The organism is Klebsiella sp. GG_Kp175 (genome assembly GCF_040062325.1).
Classification (GTDB): domain Bacteria; phylum Pseudomonadota; class Gammaproteobacteria; order Enterobacterales; family Enterobacteriaceae; genus Klebsiella; species Klebsiella quasipneumoniae.
The window spans coordinates 229130-247327 of the sequence record NZ_JBEAFX010000002.1; the positions used below are offsets into that span (position 1 = coordinate 229130).

At 47.2% G+C, this 18198-nt stretch carries 15 protein-coding genes and 2 tRNA genes; 6 read left to right on the plus strand and 11 right to left on the minus strand.

Translation table 11 applies throughout. From position 1 onward, the window contains the following. Positions 1-80 precede the first annotated feature (80 nt). The 3 genes from mtfA (at position 81) to ABLU73_RS04330 (ending at position 2481) form a co-directional block, all read left to right on the plus strand. Entirely contained in the window at positions 81-881 is an 801-nt protein-coding gene (mtfA, locus tag ABLU73_RS04320) for a DgsA anti-repressor MtfA (protein ID WP_074194586.1), read from the plus strand. A gap of 100 nt (positions 882-981) precedes the next feature. Further along, positions 982-1057 (plus strand) — tRNA-Asn (locus ABLU73_RS04325). Positions 1058-1218: 161 nt separating this feature from the next. Beyond that, positions 1219-2481, plus strand: a complete 1263-nt coding sequence (locus ABLU73_RS04330; protein ID WP_264924806.1) for an integrase arm-type DNA-binding domain-containing protein — start codon at positions 1219-1221, stop codon at positions 2479-2481. A 695-nt stretch (positions 2482-3176) separates the two neighbouring features. Here the strand turns inward: ABLU73_RS04330 and ABLU73_RS04335 are convergent. Then, entirely contained in the window at positions 3177-4061 is an 885-nt protein-coding gene (locus ABLU73_RS04335; protein WP_264924807.1) for an integrase domain-containing protein, read from the minus strand. A gap of 270 nt (positions 4062-4331) precedes the next feature. Here ABLU73_RS04335 and ABLU73_RS04340 point away from each other — a divergent pair, with 270 nt between their 5' ends. Continuing rightward, positions 4332-4571, plus strand: a complete 240-nt coding sequence (locus ABLU73_RS04340) for a hypothetical protein (RefSeq protein ID WP_264924808.1) — start codon at positions 4332-4334, stop codon at positions 4569-4571. Between the two features lie 295 nt (positions 4572-4866). Here ABLU73_RS04340 and ABLU73_RS04345 read toward each other — a convergent pair whose 3' ends face one another. From ABLU73_RS04345 to ABLU73_RS04375, 7 genes are all read right to left on the minus strand, one after another. Beyond that, the gene (locus ABLU73_RS04345; protein ID WP_071583017.1) at positions 4867-5199 is read right to left on the minus strand and encodes a type II toxin-antitoxin system PemK/MazF family toxin; all 333 of its coding nucleotides are present in this window, start codon (positions 5197-5199) and stop codon (positions 4867-4869) included. After that, the gene (locus tag ABLU73_RS04350) at positions 5200-5457 is read right to left on the minus strand and encodes an antitoxin (RefSeq protein WP_000288814.1); all 258 of its coding nucleotides are present in this window, start codon (positions 5455-5457) and stop codon (positions 5200-5202) included. It lies immediately after the preceding gene. 347 nt (positions 5458-5804) lie between these two features. Further along, positions 5805-6011 (minus strand): helix-turn-helix transcriptional regulator, encoded by a 207-nt coding sequence (locus ABLU73_RS04355; RefSeq protein ID WP_061372073.1) that lies wholly within the window; start codon positions 6009-6011, stop codon positions 5805-5807. Beyond that, the gene (locus tag ABLU73_RS04360; RefSeq protein ID WP_348850065.1) at positions 6008-6481 is read right to left on the minus strand and encodes a hypothetical protein; all 474 of its coding nucleotides are present in this window, start codon (positions 6479-6481) and stop codon (positions 6008-6010) included. The genes ABLU73_RS04355 and ABLU73_RS04360 overlap by 4 nt, the downstream gene beginning before the upstream one ends. A 403-nt stretch (positions 6482-6884) precedes the next feature. Next, positions 6885-8489, minus strand: coding sequence for an LA2681 family HEPN domain-containing protein (locus tag ABLU73_RS04365; protein WP_264924810.1), 1605 nt, complete (start codon positions 8487-8489; stop codon positions 6885-6887). Positions 8490-8501: 12 nt separating this feature from the next. Continuing rightward, on the minus strand, positions 8502-12566 hold the full coding sequence (locus tag ABLU73_RS04370; RefSeq protein ID WP_348850066.1) for a hypothetical protein: 4065 nt from the start codon (positions 12564-12566) through the stop codon (positions 8502-8504). 78 nt (positions 12567-12644) lie between these two features. Then, a complete protein-coding gene (locus ABLU73_RS04375; RefSeq protein ID WP_348850067.1) occupies positions 12645-14393 on the minus strand; it encodes a hypothetical protein in 1749 nt (582 codons plus the stop codon). Between the two features lie 192 nt (positions 14394-14585). Between ABLU73_RS04375 and ABLU73_RS04380 the strand changes: the two genes are divergently transcribed. Then, the gene (locus ABLU73_RS04380; protein WP_264924756.1) at positions 14586-14768 is read left to right on the plus strand and encodes a hypothetical protein; all 183 of its coding nucleotides are present in this window, start codon (positions 14586-14588) and stop codon (positions 14766-14768) included. 12 nt (positions 14769-14780) lie between these two features. Here the strand turns inward: ABLU73_RS04380 and ldtA are convergent, their stop codons facing one another. The 3 genes from ldtA to nac all read right to left on the minus strand — a co-directional run bounded on the left by ldtA (position 14781) and on the right by nac (position 17775). Then, on the minus strand, positions 14781-15722 hold the full coding sequence (gene ldtA, locus ABLU73_RS04385) for a L,D-transpeptidase (RefSeq protein WP_072206877.1): 942 nt from the start codon (positions 15720-15722) through the stop codon (positions 14781-14783). A 78-nt stretch (positions 15723-15800) separates the two neighbouring features. Continuing rightward, positions 15801-16751 carry an HTH-type transcriptional regulator Cbl gene (cbl, locus tag ABLU73_RS04390; RefSeq protein ID WP_004180456.1) on the minus strand — a complete coding sequence of 317 codons (951 nt, stop codon included), beginning with the start codon at positions 16749-16751 and terminating at the stop codon, positions 15801-15803. Positions 16752-16857: 106 nt separating this feature from the next. Then, positions 16858-17775, minus strand: a complete 918-nt coding sequence (gene nac, locus ABLU73_RS04395) for a nitrogen assimilation transcriptional regulator NAC (RefSeq protein ID WP_004203498.1) — start codon at positions 17773-17775, stop codon at positions 16858-16860. Positions 17776-18105: 330 nt separating this feature from the next. Here nac and ABLU73_RS04400 point away from each other — a divergent pair. Next, positions 18106-18181 (plus strand) — tRNA-Asn (locus tag ABLU73_RS04400). Positions 18182-18198: the final 17 nt, after the last annotated feature.

Below are 18198 nucleotides of genomic sequence, written 5' to 3' on the forward strand. Positions count from 1 at the left end.
TTGCTATAATGCCAGGATCTTTGGCATTTTAATAGCTCCCGTTTCGGTAATCGTGTTCAAGTGACGACTTTGCGAGCAATATGATGTTTAAATGGCCCTGGAAAGCAGATGATGAGTCCGGCAACGCAGAGATGCCCTGGGAGCAAGCGCTTGCCATTCCGGTTTTAGCCCACCTTTCGCCCGCTGAGCAGCATAAGCTGACGCAGATGGCTGCCCGTTTCCTACAGCAAAAACGTCTGGTAGCGCTTCAGGGACTGGAGCTGACTCCGCTGCATCAGGCGCGGATAGCTATGCTCTTTTGCCTGCCGGTACTTGAGCTGGGGATAGAGTGGCTGGACGGTTTTCATGAAGTGCTGATCTACCCTGCCCCGTTTGTCGTGGATGATGAATGGGAGGATGATATTGGCCTGGTCCACAACCAGCGGGTGGTGCAATCGGGGCAAAGCTGGCAGCAGGGTCCCGTGGTGCTAAACTGGCTGGATATTCAGGACTCCTTTGATGCGTCAGGCTTTAACCTTGTGGTGCATGAGGTAGCGCATAAGCTCGATACGCGGAATGGCGATCGGGCCAGCGGGGTGCCGCTGATCCCACTGCGCGAAGTCGCCGGCTGGGAGCACGATCTCCACGCGGCGATGAACAACATTCAGGATGAGATAGATCTGGTGGGGGAAAGCGCAGCCAGCATTGACGCCTATGCCGCCACCGATCCCGCTGAGTGCTTTGCCGTCCTATCGGAATATTTTTTCAGCGCGCCTGAACTGTTCGCGCCCCGCTTCCCGGCCCTGTGGCAGCGTTTTTGCCATTTTTACCGCCAGGATCCGCTGGCGCGCAGACGGGAGAATGGCCTGCAGGACGAAGACGATCGGCGCACTGTTCACTAAAACAACGTGTTGAGCTAAATTTAGCCATTTGAATCAGCAGGTTAATTTTAGTGTTGACACAAAAATGCCGGGCCAGTAGTATGCGCCTCGTTCACACGATTCCTCTGTAGTTCAGTCGGTAGAACGGCGGACTGTTAATCCGTATGTCACTGGTTCGAGTCCAGTCAGAGGAGCCAAATTCCTGTTTCCAGGCGTACTTATAAGTCCCTATTAAGTTAGGTTTCAATAAGTTAGCGTGAAAATCTTTCCCGATGCGTATCTGGTTTTCCCTGCGCATCCGGCGAAATTGGTGGTCTGATTTGGGGTCATTTCAGTTCGATAATGGAGTGACCACCATATGTCCCTGTCCGACGCGAAAATCCGCAGTATCAAGCCTTCTGATAAACCCTTTAAACTGACCGATTCGCAGGGTCTGTATCTGCTTGTCAATCCGGGCGGTTCACGCCTCTGGTATCTCAAATATCGCTTTAACCGAAAAGAATCCCGTATCGCATTAGGTGCCTATCCGCAGGTCTCGCTTTCCGACGCCCGCCAGCAGCGCGACGGTATACGTAAACTACTGGCGCAGAATATCAATCCCGCGCAACAACGCATGACTGAAAAAGCCGCCGCATCACCGGAAAAATGCTTTGAGGCCGTTGCGGTGGCATGGCACAAAACCAACAAGAAATGGTCGGCTGACTATGCAGAGCGCATCCTCGCCAGTATGAAGAATCATATCTTTCCGGCGATTGGTCACCTGCCCGTCACTATGCTGAAAACGCAACATTTCACGGCGTTATTGAAAGTTATCGAGGATAAAGGCTTTCTGGAAGTCGCGTCCCGTACCCGGCAGCAGCTTTGCAACATCATGCGTTATGCCGTGCAGCAGGGACTGACCGAAAACAATCCGGCGCTGCATCTGGAAGGCGTCACCGCGCCGCCAGTTAAAAATCACTATCCCGCCCTGCCGCTGGAACGGTTGCCCGAATTGTTTGAGCGCATTGGCGACTATCAGCAGGGACGGCAGCTTACGAGGCTGGCGGTGGTGCTGACACTCCATCTGTTTATTCGCTCTAGTGAACTGCGCTTCGCCCGCTGGAGCGAGATTGATGTCAGGAATAAAATCTGGACCATTCCCGCCACAAGGGAAACGATTGAGAAAGTCCGTTTCTCTGGCCGTGGCGCGAAAATGCGTACCCCGCATATTGTGCCGCTTTCTCGTCAGGCTATCGCCATTCTGAAGCAGATAAAGGAAATCTCCGGCCATCTGGAACTGGTGTTTCCCGGCGACCATAACCCGTATAAGCCGATGAGCGAAAATACCATCAACCGGGCGCTGCGTCTGATGGGTTACGATACCAAAACCGAGGTTTGCGGACATGGCTTCCGGGCAATGGCCTGTAGCGCACTGGTGGAATCTGAACTCTGGTCGCGGGATGCCGTGGAACGGCAGATGAGCCATCAGGAGCGCAACAGCGTGCGGGCGGCGTACATTCATCGCGCCGAACATCTCGACGCCCGCAAAGCCATGATGCAGTGGTGGTCGGACTATCTGGATGTGAGCCGCGAAGGATACGTTGCGCCGTATATTTATGCGCGGCGGCATAAGGCAGCCTGAGCCAGTCACAGTGTCATTTATTGAGCATGGAAAAGCGGTTTTCTGTTGTCCGGGAGCCGCTTTTTACATTGAAAGGTTCTGGCTTCGTTTTTCTGGTTATTCATCGGAAAGTACCCTAATTTATACGGACCCGTATAAATTAGGGCATTCTTCTATTAATTCCTCACCAATTAATAGGTAAATATAGAAAATTATTTGAGGAGAATAATTTCAGGCGATAGCAGCCATACAATCTGCACCAGAAACTGATTTTCCGATACGCCATAACTGCACCAGTTGAATGTCACCGTTTATCTGCGCCAGTCTGCCGTCGCCAGTCTATGTCAGAAGTGCGCCAGATATAATCGGATAAACATCAAACTGCGCCAGTGTTAAGGCCCTTTCAGCCCTTTGGCCTTTTCCGGTCTGGCGCTGTTACCCTTAGCCCTCCTTTACCTTTATCTGGCCTTTTCCTTTTGTTGGCGCAATCACCAGAAAAAATACCGTAATGCTTCACTAAAAGCATATTAATAGGCCATACCGTTCAGAAACATTATTATTGAGAGTAAACCGTACAAAAAAATTCTACGTAGAAATTTTTTGTACTAAAACCGATGAATACCCCGGGATTAATAGGAAACTACCCAAAATTATTTGGGGCAAATAATTTTGTACGAAAACCGATAGATAAGTCAGTCTTTTCAAGGCAACGACTATCAGTCAATTTCCTTTCGCCCGTAAACCTGCGCCACATACCGCCCGCGCCCGTCACCGTGGCCCAAATCCATCGCCGTCATTGCCAGCGCTTCTTTCTCACAAAATCCCTGCGCCAGATAATGACGGATCGCATCCTGCGCCCAGGCATAGCGCAACGAGTGCGGGGTATATGCACCCGTTAAGCCGAGACGTGACGCCTGACTGTGCCAGTATTTCATCGCGCTTTTCAGATCCGGCTTATCTATCAGCCTGCCGTGGCGATCTGCTGCCACGGCCAGCGCATTATCCAGCGCTTTCTTGACAGCAATAGTATCAAGAATAATCGTTTCGCGGGGCCGTCCACCTTTGGTGCCGAACACCACGGTTAAGCGGGTATCACCGCTCTCCAGAGCCTGCCGCCACGTTTTCAGCGACTGTACGCTCTGCACCGCCTCCTGCGAGCGTAATCCCATCAGCCTTGAAAGTTCCAGTGCCGCCGCCAGTCCTGGATCTTTTACTCGTGCCGTCTCCAGCACGTCACGATAGTGCTCCGGCGTGATCGCCAGCTTTGTACCATTACGGGATGCGCCGGACAATCCCAGCGAACGGTTGTTCAGTCGCTCACTCTGCGCCAGCCTGTCACGCCCGGCCTGTTTCAGAATGCAGCGCACCGCCGCCATCTCGTTTTGCAGGGAACGATTCGTGATGCCCTGCGCCAGTCGTTCACAGATATAACCCTCGATATGCCGCGCCTTAAGCTGTTCCACCCGGCGGATCTGCACATTCTGCGCCAGAACCAGACGCTCACAAAACCGCTGCGCCAGCTTAATACGGTCGTGAACGGTCTTATGGCTGCCGCCAGCCTGCTGCGCCAGCCGCTTCATTTCCTGTTCCAGTATTCCCATACATTCCCCTTTTCATGAATGCCGCAAACTCATCTCCAAAAACCCGACACTGATACTGCTTTCCCCGGCGCACAGGCCGATAGCCCCTGTTTTTTTGTCGGGGCTGCGAACGATACCTGAGCGCCGGGGCGGCCGCCGTTGAGGTGTGGTGGGGCTTCGGTTGTGCTCTCAGAGCAGCCGCCCGCCTTAACGGGTTATCCCCCGGATCGTCCAGATCCGCCTCGGTATCGGTTCAGGTTCTCCTTATGGGTAAAATGGCCTGAAAAGGCAGTGTCAGAATCCAGCCATGAGCTGGCACAGTTGAGTTTTCTGGTGCAGGTCGAAAGGGCTGCGTGCGTCACTTTCCCGCTCTGCGCGGTTAAAGTGACGCACTGGACTGGTGCAGTATCTGAAAATTTATCGTTGGTGCAGTTTTACGGTCACGCGGCAGCAAATGCCTTGCGGCAAATGCAGGTTACCCAGGAGAATTCCGGCGCGGTGCAGATTCAGACCAGCAAGCTGGCGCAGTAAAAGGACATATCGAGTGAAAACTCAGGCCTCCATCACGATGTTCTGCGACCCGGTGTTTGCAGAGGCCGGCACCGGTAAACGGATCAACCATCCTGATAACAGGCGCTTCTTTCAGGTTGTGAAGCGTGGCGCTGTCAACGACAGCATAGGGCAACGGGGAGACTATGCCGGTACCACTGGAGCGGAAAGGAGAAACTGTTTTTAGCTGTAAAAGGATTTTTAATCACTTTGTGTCGATATAAAAAATGAGGGCACAGTGTGTGACAGCGCCCTCGTTCAGGTTACATAAAAAGCATCAGCTCAGAATGGCCTCCAGTCGGGCCAGCACTTCATTCACAACAGCGTCGGGTATGCGTTCCAGTCGCTTACCGCTCCGGGCTCCCATATCAATGGTTCTGGGCTGGTCGCAGCGAATAACACCCGTTGTTTTTGTTCCCGCGCCGTCCAGTGAGACGGTAAAACCGGCTTCGCGAGCAAAGTTTCCGCCGCTGGTGACGGGAACAATAACGGGTAGCTGGGTCAGCTTGTTAAATGATGCCTTCGACACGATGAGTACCGGACGTTTTCCGCTTTGTTCATGGCCGCTGGTGGGATCCAGTGAAACGAGCCAGATTTCCCCTCTGTCCATCTATAGGATCTCCTTGCCCACCGCAGGCGCATCAATCCATTCCCGACCCTCTTCGCTTATTTCAGCGTGCGGATCGCACTGCGCCAACAGTTCTTCGAGCGAATAGCGGGGACGTTTTTGAGGTTCAATAATCAGGCAGCCATTATCAATGGTCATGCCCACTTCGCTGTCCGTCGACAGCCCCAGCGTTTTCAGCACGGCGGGGGGAACCGCCAGCATGACGGATCCGCCAACCTTTTTCAGGCGAGTTGTATACATAGAGCACCTCCGAATATTATATTTTAATATAACATCTACGGCAGGCGATGCACAATTATTCATCAGATTCATTGTGATTTCCTTAGCGTAATAAAGCGTGAAGAAAGCCTTAATCCATCGAAAGACAGATCCGGCAGTTTTCAAAGGCGGCATTGCCGGTAAAACGGCGACCATACTGATACATCAGGCGCTTCTTTCAGGTCATGAAGCATTTCGTGCAGGCGGGAGCTTAGTGCGTAACAAAGAAGGCCGATAATAGAAAACTGTTCTTGCAGTTCAAAGGATTATGACAAATCAGATAAACGAAATGCGGCGCAGCTTCCGTATCCGGGCTGCGCCGTAGGGACTCAGCGATAGCGCGAAGGCCAGATTTTTTCAGGCGCGACGCCCAGCGCTTCCGCTATCAGCCTTTCGCCTTTGGGCCAGCGGCGGTTAAGCGCGTTAGTCAGCGTGGAGGACGCCAGCCCGGCGTTACGGGAAACCGCCGCCAGCGATGTTCCTCGCTTTTTCAACGCTGCAATAATGTCGGCGGGATGCCAGTCCTGTTGCATCATGCCACCACCTCGTCGATAAACTTCACGCCGTCGGCGGTGCGTATCCAGCGCGGGGCTTTGAGATCGGCGGCGAAATACCAGACCAGGTCACACAGTAATCCGGTCAGCGTCCGTTCCATTTTCGGCAGCAACACTCGCCCCGTTAGAAGCTGCGCCAGCATAAGCGAGTAGTCGCAAAGTAATTCGGATCCGGGTTCAAAGCGAGAGTAACTGGCAGGAAGGGTATCAATGGTCAGACTTTCGATCAGGTGGGGCGGGATGGGGTCGTTCAGCGTGGGCCGCAGCAACGAAAGACAGGCGGCAAGCCTTCCGCAGAGCGCCAGCCGCAGCGTCGGGTCGCCGCTTTCAAGCAGGGTTTCGGCGAAGCGGTCGCAGTGATCGGCAAGTACGGTGAAATCCGTAGCAGCGCTGAAGGGAACGGAGAGTAACTCTCCGGGTGACTTAATGAAAGATAGAGTGAAATCAGGCATAAATGCCTCCGTGAAATTTTTTTGAGATGGCCACATTAAAGTGGTGCCGGGAGGCTCAAAACGGCTTCACGAAACCGCGGACTTATTTCCCCGAAGGGTGTTGTATTAGTCGCCCTCCCGACTTTGATCGGGCAGCATACTCCCTCCGTCCTTTCGGACGGAGGATATAAAAAAGCCAACACTGACGGGGTTGGTTTTGGCCGCGTGAAAGAGGTTTTGAGTCCTCGTTTACTAGGATATCAACGATTAGGGACTAACGGCAAGAGGGTTTTGTGGGAGGAGGCTAGTAGATTACTGCATATAATCAGTTCTACAGAAGCTATGTGGCAGTAACAAAGATCAAAAAGAGCTACTGTCAGCTAAGCTAAAGAACTTATACAATAACTCTTTGATTATACTTTCTTCAGTCTGTTGAATAGTTTTTCGCATGTAATTCTCGGGTCATATAGTGGATACCCTCTTTTTTCTCTTTCATCCCCTCATGCCTCACCATAAAAGTAAACGAAAAAATTGCTGAACGCGTTATCTGAAGTAAATGTTCGAAATGGCGAATAAAATCACTTTCTTTTATGAAAAGAACATCTTCGATTAGTTGATAAGATTCGTAAATATCCTCAGGTTTATCACTTTTATGTACAACTAAAAACTTATGCTCTAAACCATTGCGCCATTCTTTATAGAAAGCCAACTCCCCGCCCTTATCTTTATTCAGATCGGTAGCAATACTGTACAATGCCAAAAGTCCAGGTGATTTTACCTTTTCAAATAATTGTCTTCTGTTACCAACATCCAACTGCCAGAAATTCTGGAAATAAATATTCTTCTGAGGCATCCCTTTTTTTGCTATTGGGTAAAGATTATAAAGTTCACATATGGCCACTGCAATTTTATCGAGAATGCCAAAACAAAGACGAAATGCCGTCCTGATCTTTTCAATTTCTATCCCTAAAACTTCGTCATTATACAATTCCAGAAAATGACTTTCGTACTTAATGTAATCCGTATTCTGTGGATGAAGATAATCAAAATAAAGATGACGTGCGAGTGAAAACTCCGATTTAAGGCGATTTAATACCATCTCCATGGGAATGATAAAATCACCTGTTACGCCACCTCCTGAAGAAATAACAAGATCATCTGTAGCACTTCCTATACATGGGCAATATAGGCCATGTTCTGATAAAGTCAGATGATTTCTAAGACAAAACTGTCGGTATGGGCTTAACGCTTCGAACTCTTGTTGCGTAAGTGCTTCATCGTGTTCGTCAGTTTCATCATCAGTTGCATATTCTGCGATTTTATCGTTAGTCTGTGCTATGCGGCCTAAATAGAATGATTCCCATTGTGGTGGGATATTTTTTGATACAGAAGCTTTAATATATCCTGCTCTCACTTCTTTTAACAATTTGATTGAGAATGAAGATGAAATAAGATTGAGTACCATGAGTGACATCGAACGATTGACCCAAGCCTGTGGTATATCCAATCCCTTGCGATTAATAAGGTCATAATATCTCAGTGACTCACTGAGCCGAAATTGACTTTTTAACGAATTCGCCAAATTAACAGAAAGTTCAGCCTGAAATTCCTCCTGCTCCTCAGAAGATAACTTAAAAGAACGCCAGTAGATATTTTTTAAAGAAACCAATTCCTCTATCGATTTGAATGTATGGTCATTGGGGTTAGTAATGCTTACCAAATTAGATAATGCATTGCCATAGTTATAATAGTAAAGGCACTCTCCCAGCACTGAGATAAATGCTTCTTTGTTATCTTCCATCAGGTTGCAACCAAGTTCTGATGCATCTTTATTATTTTGCATCTGCCCGATGTCAACAAGAGTACCCGCAATATTCGCCAATACTATAAAGTAGTTATCGCTCCTGATTGTTATTCTTACCAGTTTGTTCAGGAACGCAACTGACTGTTGATAAGATTCGTCAAATCTTCCGATATCAACCAGTTTGCGAATAAAATTACTTTCATCGACAAGCTCTTTTGTTATCAAAATAATTTTTCCTTATATAGCAGAATTCGAAGCTTCAACAGGAAGTATGACCTCACCGGAAACATCAATTACTATCGCTGATAAGCGGTCTCTTTTTTCAACCGGCACAGTTTCATTAAGCATATTTTCCATTGCACTGGCGTTTTTAGGTTGAGGCATGATTTTCGTCAAACGAGGCAGGGCATTCGGCCGAGCAGAACCAAACCAAAAAACCAGATAAATACCATAACCAGCAGCATCGGGGTTTTTAGTATAAAGTTTGTCCAACTGTCCGTTAAGCGCAGTCCAGACATCACGATGATAATCACGCTTTATCTCAATAGGTATTTTTATCCCCGGTAGTGAAACAATGATATCTGCCCTTTTATCAGAAACCATGTGTCCTTCTGGTTCACAGCTTATTTTTAATGGATTAAGTCGGGTACGGAGTAACTCCAGAAAAATATGACGGCAACTCTCTTCCGGTTTAGGCGCCAAGGTACGCCCATAACTGTCTTCATTCCAGAATTGTTTATAAATATCGGTATTTTCGTAAGTAATTCTGTTAGAAATATCCCGTAGATGATCAAGCAACAATGAGTAAAGATCCATTACGTTGGCAGGCGTTTCATTCACTAATGTACTTACTGCCTGCTTCCAGTCAGCATGATAAAACTGGGATTCTCTATAACGGATTATCTGATTACTTTTGGCATGTGAGAGATGATCCCGGTAGCTTTCGCATTCAGGCAGCAATAATAAACGCTCAAGCACTTCACTGGCATCGTATGAAGAAATAGCAGAAACTTCGTTAATCAATGTTCTGATAAATTCTGCATAATCCCAGCTATTTCTTGAACCATGACCTCCCTCCACTGGATAATAAGCGTTAGGAAAATGTGTTGCTGAAACTTTAATGATGGTTTCTAATTGAATTAAAGAAAGCTCTTGATTATTATTTTCTCCCCGTCTTCTGGCATTACCCGTTAACTCACGCACAATCCAAATGATCTCAGGATCTAATTTAGCTTCAGATACAAATAAATCATAAGCCTGTTCGGGCTCTAGCAAATAACAGCATACTAGCCAAATATGATAATTAACCTTCTTTAACACACCTCGTCGATTAACCATAAGTTGGGATAGTTCCAGCAGCTCTCCATGTATCTGTGGACGCACTAGCAGCCATTCAACTAAGCTTTGTGTATGATTAATATCATCAGGAAATTTTTTAGCAAAATGCATGAGTAAAGGTATGATATGCGAATGCGGCAGGGAATTATCACGCATTAAATAATTTAGCGCGCTAATGCATTGCAACTTATTTTTAAAACAAGCATTTATTATATACCGATATGTTTCTATAAAAATATCCGTTCTATGTATTATGACATCTTTTTTCCATTCAAATATTTTAGTATCAACCCCCTTACTACTTTCAATATATTTTCCTAGCCTAAGTTCCAATGCTAGCAATATTTTTAATAACCCTTCACTCCATTGAGTAATATCAGGTTTACGCGCCCATAGTTCTTCAGCACCAGCCAGAACGGAAAACCACCATTCATAATAATGACCTTTAATTATAGCAACATTAACATCATCAAGTGTTGGAAGATCTTGTCGCTGGAGCGTTGCTATAAGTCCAGAGATAGAATCTACCACACTTTCATCACCAAACGCTGATGAAAGTCTCTCAGAGTAAGTTTGTTTTTTATCTACACCGCTACATAGGGCATAGTATACATATGCTATACGCCTAAGCCACTGTTTATGTGTACCTGAAATAATCTGCTCTCTACAAAGCTGAAAGTCCAATTTATCCGCGTTAATTATATCCCTTTTCTCTTTCTCACTTTCTAGTCTTCTGACGTTGCTCTTTACCTGCCAATCCTCAATTTCACAGATCAACGCATCTTCTAAAATTGAAGATAATTCGTTGTTAAAAAGGCCATAGGAAATAAGAAAATCAAAAACCTTCTGAGTAGGTACATCACAGCTCCAAAGAACAGGAAATGCTAAGCGATAAATAAATTTAGTTTTATCCGAAATATTTTTATTACTAGACAAATAATGAATAAATCGGGACAGCAAAAGCTCACGAGGAATGACCCAAAATGTACTTTGTTCGAATTCATTTAAAAAAAGAAATCTTGTATTATAACGATCGAATGATGCTACTGCGGCATCTATAATATCTTCATACTGCCAATCACGTTCTTTTAGCAACTGGACAATCTGATTCGTTTTATTTTCAAAACTACCATAATAATCTTTATACCAGTGATAAACATTCAGACATATCCATATCTGTTCAGCAGTATACTGATCTTTCATATTAAGAATAATCACCAGACCACTTTCAATATAACACAAAACTTCATGGCGATTTATTGATGATGAATACTGGTTATCTATATTTTCATTTTGATATTGATAGAGATATTCAAATATTGTCATTATATCCTCGGCAGGAACAACATCTATGATTCCCCATAGAGCCCCTACCGGCAAACGTTCCTCAGTAACACTTAAAGTGTCAGTCAGGAGTTGCGCTACATCCAACGCGGAGAAATAATCTTTATAAAGCAACTGAATAATGTGGTTGCGCAATCGAATATTGTCGTGATTTATCTCTTTCAACCCAGAATAGATTTCGACGACGTCTTTAATACCTGATAGGCCCGAGTGTATTAATGCCGTTATTGCTTCTTCTTTCTCGGCATATGAATGACTTTCAGATCTAACAACATCAATTAAGTCCTGATTCAATGACAATATTGGGGTTGCAGCAGATAGAGATTCGAGAATAAGCATACGCAGAGAAAATCGCGATCTTGGATCATGAATAATCAGGCGCAAATGTGCTTCCATCTCCTCGCTCACGAAGCCATTCAAATTAGAAGAAAAGCCGTGATTTCTAAACCAAGGATCGCTTTCCGAAAGTTTGGATAGCGCCACAAGTAAACTTTGTTTATCTACAGTGGATAACGAAGCTGCATCGCCATAAGTCAGTACACCATAAGGATCGGCTTGAATGAAGACATTGGCGTATTGTGGTAAAAAGACCGCCAACCATGCGTGTAATCCTCTTAATTCTGAAGACGGATAGCCCTCAAACCCCAGCAGGCTTCTCAAACGTCCCAAGGGTAATCCCTTTTCAACGATACTCGCTAACCATTTCGCTGCCAAATACTCAGCAATTGTCCTATGGCTGTAATCAACTGTTTCGAGTTCATCCCCAGCGGCAAAAACGCGTCGGGATAACGTCGCTCTTATTATTTCATGTGAGAAAAATGGTATGGTTCTATAGCTAGGATATTCTGGTCGGATATCATTCGGAAGCAGAGAAATCCCGGAAACATCACTCAGTATGCGCAACGCACAAATAGACCCGGCAGGGGGCTCTAACTCGTCGCTGGTATAAATTCCCGAATTTTGCCGCGAATGCTCTTTACTATGTTCAGTTAAAAGAAGCTGTGTCGCTGAGTGGAAAAGTTCTGACCTCGTCTGAGGCCAGTTTCCCTCTTTGACGGCCTCAGCCAGCATAAGCAGATTTTGTGGGTTGTGAAGAAACTCATAGGCAGAGTGTTTTTCTGCTTCCTCCAGAAACTTCTCGGGGTGCTCGATGCCATGAGCATGCAGAATCGCTATCTGCTCTTCCCTTGATAACTGCTGCAAATGTAAAACGACATATCCTCCTGTCCGCTCAAAATAGGGTAAAAATGCCGACAGGTCTGATTCGCCCAACCAGTCCTGAGAGCGACAGGAGATTCTGACTTTTTGCGGGGTTTGGGAAAAAAGCCTTCGGACTATGTCATCTATAACATCGCTACTGTTATGACTGCTCCTTTTTTCATCTAATGCATCAATAAATAGGGCTTTTTGGTTATCTATCGGAACACCACTTAGAAAGTGCCGTACCGTCAGATAGTTTGCCCTATGAAATGCCGAAAACTGTTTGAAAAGATGAGTTTTTCCAGCACCAGGATCGCCAAGCAGAACAATGTTAGGAGATTCCGAATAATCACCAAATGTCTTAGTTTGGCTATCTTTATCCTCTTGGGGGTGAATCTGCCTGACTTGCCTGTTTAACATGTAATACTCCCCAAAATATTTTCATCTAAATATAATACTACTGAAATGGAGATTATTGAGACTATCCATAGACAACTATCAAAACTCATCAAGCAGCATACAGTTTTCAACAATACCTATAGATGGAACTTCATTATACAAAATTGCTGGTTCAAGATTAAATAAATCATATAACTGCCTTTCTACTGAAAGTATAGGCATTTTATCATAACGTGGTTTTGAATAATCAACATCACTTTGCTCAATAAAATTGATATATTTATTTATCTCATGCAAAAGCATATTTTGTGTGTGTTTTGTTCCCGTGCTTTGTAATTCATGAAATCCTACTGTCGTATTAACCGATTTATATGCTGAAAAAGACAGTCGCCTAGCACTGGTTATAACATTCTCTAGTCGCTGCTTAGTATTTTCGTTAAGAAAAAACTCCTGAGCCCATCGCTCAGATATTTTAGAAAGATAATATTCTAACGTATTGTAAAAATACCCTAGATTAATTTTACGCCAAAGATTGATAATACTATCTTTTATATCCCTCCTCTTTAAAACCTCTTCTTGTAAAACTTTTAACGATATAGTTTTCGTATCACTTACCCCAATTATATTTAAGTGGAAACGGCAGATATTGATGAATGAGTCAAAGTTATATAAATCATCATCTTTCAATGAAGAAAAATCAGAAACTGAAATTTTGAGAATGTGCTGAGTGAGCAGATTTATTAGTTGCTTGTTTGCAATTTCCTTTGATGGAAATGTATAGCGTAAAAGTTCTTCTGTAGCAACAATTCCCCAATCCCCACCACATCCATCAATTATTGATAACAATATCAACAATTCTTCTGTCTTCACAGAATCTAGGGTAATTGGAGTTACATTATTCGGATTTATTGGATGTTCATGTCTAGCTAATGCTTTATTTATTGCACATTCACCTTGTTCTCGTAACTGTAAGAACTCTGGATTATCACCACCAACTGCTGATTCTAAAATGTCCATCCACTTATCATATTCATGCCAAAGATTACAGCGAATAGTTGCTCTTATTGTATTCTTACATAATGAGACATTATACGATGCTCCATCTGCATAATTTCTTGAGTTCAAACACGTTAAAGCATAGTCTATTGCTTGTTGATCATTTTTATTAAGACAGAAATAAGATAAAAAGAAATATAATGACTGACTCCCTTCGCCCTCAAGATGTTGATAAATAAAAAGTGTAAGATTATTCAACTCATTATCATTTTTAATCAATACTCGATGATAGTACTCATAAAACCGTAATAAAATATCGTCATAATAATGTAAAGGATAGTTAGCATTCTCTTTTGTATTTATGACCACCTTCATAAAGGTTTTAAAATATGTTGAGTTACGTCCTTTAGCCCCAGTACGTATAAAGCAATCAATTAGTTTATAATATACATGTGCTAACTTAGCCCCTTCACTTATGTTATCTAAATGAATAAATGAAAGTCTCTCTGATAAAATAAATTCATTTTCTTCAGTCATCAGTCTTGTTATATATGAGGGGACTTCATCATAAATAGTCATCAGTAATAAAAATGCAGATATCCTGTGTGACTCATAATCTTTATTTTCCCAGCAAACAATCATATTAGAAAAATGATAATCTGGACTATTTTCTAGTTCTGGGTTTAATTTAACCTGATCAATAATAAGTGAACAAAAGTCAATCAATGGAATATTAGTTGGAAGTATAGTATTATTGAATAAATATTCACTATTCCCTCTTCGTTGGGGATTTTCATTTTTCTTCTGTCGTTGTTGCTTATTCCGATTCTTTTTTGACTTCCTGTTGACCATAACCATTCTCCTAAGACAAACAAAGCCATGCTAACACTATGGATGTTAAAGTAAAGGTACTAAACGACAGGTAGTGAATACAACGACACGTGAACCTCTCATACTGCTTATCTTAGAAAAACATGCTCAATAGTAAGTACACAAGCGTATCAATCATGATGTCATACCAAGGCTCTTTGACCAGAATGCCCCATGCACAAAAAGGTGGTCATTCTGGTGGTCTTGACAACCCCAATTTTTAGGTTTAGCTTACCAATCAGCCAGTTAATGGCAAAGGCGATCCCAGTCAGAGGAGCCAAATTTAAAAAGCCTGCTTTTAAGCAGGCTTTTTGCTTTTCGGGTCCCGCCGGGCCGCCATCCCGCATCAAGGCTTAACTTTTTCCACCGCTACAAACTTCCCTGCGCCGCTGTGGCGCTGATATTCACCGGCATGCCGGAGCGGCGCTGCAGGGTTTGCTCGGCCTGCGAAGAACTCACTCCCGGCCCCTGAGTAAACTCGCGCAGCGCCGAGGTCATCGGCAACGGGACTTTTCTGTCGGATTCAAACTCCGCGCGGTTGCGCGACAGCGGCTCGTGCACCTCCAGCCAGTGACTGCCGTCCGGCTCCACGCTGTACTTCACCGGCTGATCGATGAGCTGGACGCGCGTCCCAACCGGCACGTTATCAAACAGGAATTTAATGTCGTCATTACGCAGGCGGATGCATCCCTGGCTGACGCGCAGCCCGATACCAAAGTTGGCATTGGTGCCGTGGATGGCGTACAGCCTGCCGATATAGATCGCATACAGCCCCATCGGATTATCGGGCCCGGGCGGCACCATAGCCGGCAGCGTTTTGCCCTCTTTCGCATACTCGCGGCGGGTATTGGCGGTCGGTACCCAGGTGGGTCCCTCCTGCTTGCGCTCTACCGCCGTCACCCAGTTACGCGGCGTTTCGCGTCCCGCCTGACCAATGCCGATTGGCAGGACTTCCACGCTATTGCCCAGCGGCGGGTAATAATAGAGACGCATCTCGGCGACGTTGATGACGATCCCCTCCCGCACGGTGTCAGGCAGGATCAGCTGTTGCGGAATGGTCAGCGTCGAACCGGAGTGCGGCAAATAGACATCGACGCCGGGGTTAGCCTCCAGCATATTGCTCAACCCCTGGCCGTACTGGGCGGCAAAACTTTCCAGTGGTTGAGTGTTATTCTCCGGCACGGCAATGGTAAATGCGCTGCCCACCAGACGGCTCCCCTCCGGCGGCAGCGGATAGCTAACGGCCAGCGCGCTGTGGCTGGCGAGAAGCATCAGCGCCGAACAAAGTAATTTCACACGCCGCATCGTCATTTTCCCTTCCTCAGTCGCGACTCTCGTGTGTGAATTATAGCGGTATTTCCTCTCCCCGATCCGCTGGCCAGCATTTCCTTAAATCTGATAGTCGATAGCGGCCTCTTCCGGCTCCATCGCCTGGCGTTTGATCTCATCCAGCGACAGTCCGGCATTGCACAATTCGATAAAGCGCCAGACGTAATTACGCTGCAGCTGGCCCCGCTTCAGTCCCAGCCACACGGTATTGGCATCAAACAGATGGCGGGTATCGAGGCGCGTAAAGGTGTCCGCTTCGCGGGCATCCCCGGACTGCTCAGCGACCAGCCCGACGCCCAGCCCCAGCTCGACGTAGGTCTTGATGACATCGGAATCCTGGGCGCTCAGCACAATATCCGGCATCAGCCCTTTGCGGTTGAAGGCCTCATCGATCCGCGAACGGCCGGTGATCCCCTGGCGATAGGTGATTAACGGCCAGCGGGCAATCGCCTCCAGCGTCAGAGGAGACACCTGGGTCAGGGGATGGTCTTTGGGTACCAGCAGGCTGTGATGCCAGCGGAACCAGGGGAAAGCCGCCAGCGTCGGGTCGTTGCTCAGACGCTCGCTGGCGATGCCGATATCCGCCCCGCCGTTATGCAACAGCGCTTCGATTTCCTGCGGGGTGCCCTGCACCAGCTCGACGCGAACGTCGGAGAACAGCTCGCGGAAAGCTTTAATCACCGGGGGCAGGCTGTAGCGCGCCTGAGTATGGGTGGTGGCGATGGTTAAGACGCCGGAGGCATCGTTAGTGAAGAGATCCGCCAGCCGCCGGACGTTGCTGGCTTCATTGAGGATCCGCTCGGCAATGGATAACAGCGCTTTACCCGGCTCGGTCATGCCTAACAGGCGTTTGCCGCGACGGATAAAGATCTCAATCCCCAGCTCCTCTTCCAGTTCCCGGATATGGCGGCTGACGCCTGACTGCGAGGTATAGAGCATATTCGCGACTTCCGTCAGGTTGTAATCCTGACGGGCCGCCTCACGGATAATTTTCAGTTGCTGGAAGTTCACCCTTTCCTCCGGGCCAATGGACTTAACGTATCTGCTATTGTTAAAGTCTGTTGTCCCGGGTAACAAATAATAAAAACCAGCAACTTATTCCTTAAGAGAATATAGCCTAACTCACCAGCTGCAGTTCACGGTTCTCAAGCGATGGACGGCTCACCAGAGACAGCAGGATCTCCTTCACCGCCTGCGCCTGCGGCGACAAACCGCCGCGCGCCGACATGTTCAACGACAGCGACAGGCTCATTGACGGCGTGCTAATCCGCGCCATCCAGCCGTTCGCCGCGCCGCACAGGGAGCGGGCAGCGGATTCCGGCAGGACCGTCGCCCCCATGCCGCTGGCGATGGCCGCGGTCAGGGTGGTAATGGATTCAATCTCGCCGATAATTTTCGCCGACAGCCGACGCAGGGTGAACGCTTCGGTGACCCGCGCCCGTACAGCGCTGTAGTCGCGCGGCAGAAACAGGTTCATCTCCGCCACCGCCGTGAGGTCCACGCTCTGCCCCGGGCAATCGCGGGTACCGACCAGGTAGAGATCTTCTTTCAGCAGCGGCTGGCTGACGATGCCGGCCACCGGCGAACGCTCATACAGCACCGCCATATCCAGCTGGCCCGCCAGCAGCTTGTCATTCAGCGCCGTGCCGCTGCTCTCCTGCAGATAGACCATCACCTCGGGCAGTTCATTACGCACCGTCTGCAGCAACGGCATAGTAATGGCAGAGGCCGCCGTGCCCGGCGCCAGGCCGATCGAGACCTGGCCACGCAGCGTCTGACCGACGTTATTGACCGCCAGCTGCGCCTGCTCACACTGGCGCAGGATGGTCCGCGCATGGGTATACAGGATTTTACCGGCTTCCGTTGGCGTGACCCCTCGCTTAGTGCGTATCAGCAGCTGCTGGTCCATTTCACCTTCCAGGGTCGCGACCTGCTGGCTGAGGGCCGGTTGGGCGATGTGCAAGACTTCAGCGGCCTGGGTCAGACTGCCGATATCGACGATTTTCACAAAATATTTCAGTCGTCTTAAGTTCATTTTGCCTCCTGTAAGGAACGCCAGCGTCAACGCTGGAAGTATGATGAAACTGGTTTTGCAATTTGCTTGCCAGCTTTTCATTTCCGCTGCCGCTGCCCGCCACAGGCGGTGTTATAAGGGATAGTGATAGCAATCCGGTTTTTATTTGCCCGGTAAGCAGATTGTGGTATGCCCCATTAGGGGTACATTCGCACTACAACGGTGCAATCTGCTGAAAAAAACAGCGCATGAGCGGAGGTTGCTGAAATTGTCAGCAGTCGAACGCAATTCTTTGAATCAGGCTTTGACAAGGCCGGGTGGCATCGTTAATATGCGCCCCGTTCACACGATTCCTCTGTAGTTCAGTCGGTAGAACGGCGGACTGTTAATCCGTATGTCACTGGTTCGAGTCCAGTCAGAGGAGCCAAATTTAAAAAAGCCTGC